The sequence below is a fragment of the Nocardia sp. NPDC003345 genome, from assembly GCF_053589395.1.
Genome location: NZ_JBSFRU010000561.1, coordinates 1 through 1,885, shown reverse-complemented (window position 1 = coordinate 1,885; position 1,885 = coordinate 1). Strand labels below are relative to the sequence as shown.

Below are 1,885 nucleotides of genomic sequence, written 5' to 3'. Positions count from 1 at the left end.
CGAAGCGCTGTCGGAGTTGCCGCAGAACCGCAAGATCGTGCTGCACTGCAAGACCGGTGTGCGGTCGGCCGAGGCGCTGGCGGCGCTCAAGCGGGCCGGGTTCGCCGACGCCACCCATCTCCAGGGCGGTGTGATCGCGTGGGCCCATCAGGTGGACCCCTCGCTGCCCGTCTACTGACCCGATATCACTGCCGGAACGGGCGTGTCGCGGCCCTGCCACGCCACGGTGTGGCGCCCCGCCCGCGCCCGGGTCCGCAGGTACGGTACGGCCCGTGACCACCACAGTCGAACCTCCCGAGCATGTGCGGGCCACTTTCGGGCTGCGCGAGATGACCCCGGTCGCCCTCGGTGATTGGGAGGGCGGCTGGCGCCTCGGTGATGTGGTGCTCAGCCCGGTCGCCGACCATGCGCGGGCCGCGTGGTCGGCCAAGACCCGGGAGAGTCTGCGGGTGGACGGTTTGCGGCTGGCCAAACCGGTCCGTGCCACCGACGGGCGGTACGTGGTGTCGGGCTGGCGCTGCGATACCCATATGCCCGGGGCCCCCGAACCCCGGCACGACGAGGTGGTTTCGGTATCGCTGCGGCTGCACAAGGCGACCGCGCATCTGGACCGGCCGCGTTTCCTGTCCCAGCCGCCGGTGACGCCGTGGCTGGATGTGGATGTTTTCGTGGCGGCCGATCGGGCCGCGTGGGAAGCGGTGCCGCTGCGCACCCTGCGGGCGGCCGGCGCGGTGATGGAGAATTCGCCCGACGGCCGGCACAGTCTCGAATTGATCGGGCAACTGGCCACGTTGCGTAAACCGGTGCGGACTCCGCCCCAATTGGTCCACGGTGATCTGTTCGGCACCGTGCTCTTCGCGGGTTCCGATACGCCCGCGCTCACCGATCTGACCCCGTATTGGCGGCCGCCGGCCTGGGCGGCCGGGGTTGTCGTGGTGGACGCGCTGTCCTGGGGCGGTGCCGACGACGGGCTGCTCGAACGCTGGTCCGAACTGCCGGAATGGCCGCAGATGCTGTTGCGCGCGGTGATGTTCCGGCTGGCTGTACATGTGCTGCATCCCCGGTCGACGCCGGAAGCGCTGCCGGGTCTGGTGCGTACCGCCGATATGGTGCGGTTCCTGCTCTGATCCGGCCTGCCGGTTCCCGGCAGCGTGACCGGCGGCGGTGGTGAACGGCGCCGCGTGACAGTGGCGAGTGGTACCGGCATACGACCGGCGGGCCGGTTGGTGACCGGCCCGCCGGGTTCGCGGATATTCACACCGGTGTCGCGCAGTGCTGGTGTGTTCGCGGGTTTCCGGTGTGTCAGATGTTGGCGTAGGCCAGCGACGGAACCCGGGTCACCGCGAACGAGGACCGTTGGTAGAACCACCAGGTGACGCCGCCCATCACCAAGAACGCCACAGCGTAGGCCCAGAAGGCCGGGGCCATGGTCCCGAAGTTGGTGTTGGACAGCCGCAATGCCTGCTGGAGGATGAAGCCACCGAACGCGCCGACTGCGCCGATGACCCCGATCGCGGCCCCGGCCTGGCGTTTGGCCGACGCGGCCGATTCAGCGGGGTCGATTCCGTGCTCGGAGGCGTACTTCTTCGCCTCGGCGGTGAAGATGGACGGGATCATCCGGTAGGTCGAGCCGTTGCCGATACCGGTGAGCACGAACAGCACCAGGAACGCGAGCAGGTACAGCGGGAAGCTCTTCATCTCCAGCGCCGCCATGATGAGCGCCACGGCCACCGCCATACCGCCGAACACCATGATGGTGATCCTCGCGCCGCCGCCGAGCTTGTCCGACAGCCAGCCGCCGAACGGGCGGGAGAACGAACCCACGAAGGCGCCGAGGAAGGCGAGGTTACCGATGGTGCTGATCCAGCCGATATTGGCCAGATCC

2 protein-coding genes and 1 pseudogene are annotated in these 1,885 nt (G+C 69.0%); 2 read left to right on the top strand and 1 reads right to left on the bottom strand.

Annotated features, from left to right (window positions below; genetic code table 11):
• Positions 1 to 178, top strand: a 178-nt coding sequence (locus ACWDU1_RS32000; protein ID WP_450004157.1) for a rhodanese-like domain-containing protein, incomplete at its 5' end; no start/stop codon positions are given.
• A gap of 94 nt (positions 179 to 272) precedes the next feature.
• Positions 273 to 1,127, top strand: coding sequence for a TIGR02569 family protein (locus tag ACWDU1_RS31995; protein WP_450004156.1), 855 nt, complete (start codon positions 273 to 275; stop codon positions 1,125 to 1,127).
• 175 nt (positions 1,128 to 1,302) lie between these two features.
• Here ACWDU1_RS31995 and ACWDU1_RS31990 read toward each other — a convergent pair.
• Positions 1,303 to 1,885: pseudogene (locus tag ACWDU1_RS31990) on the bottom strand (MFS transporter); the annotation flags it as partial.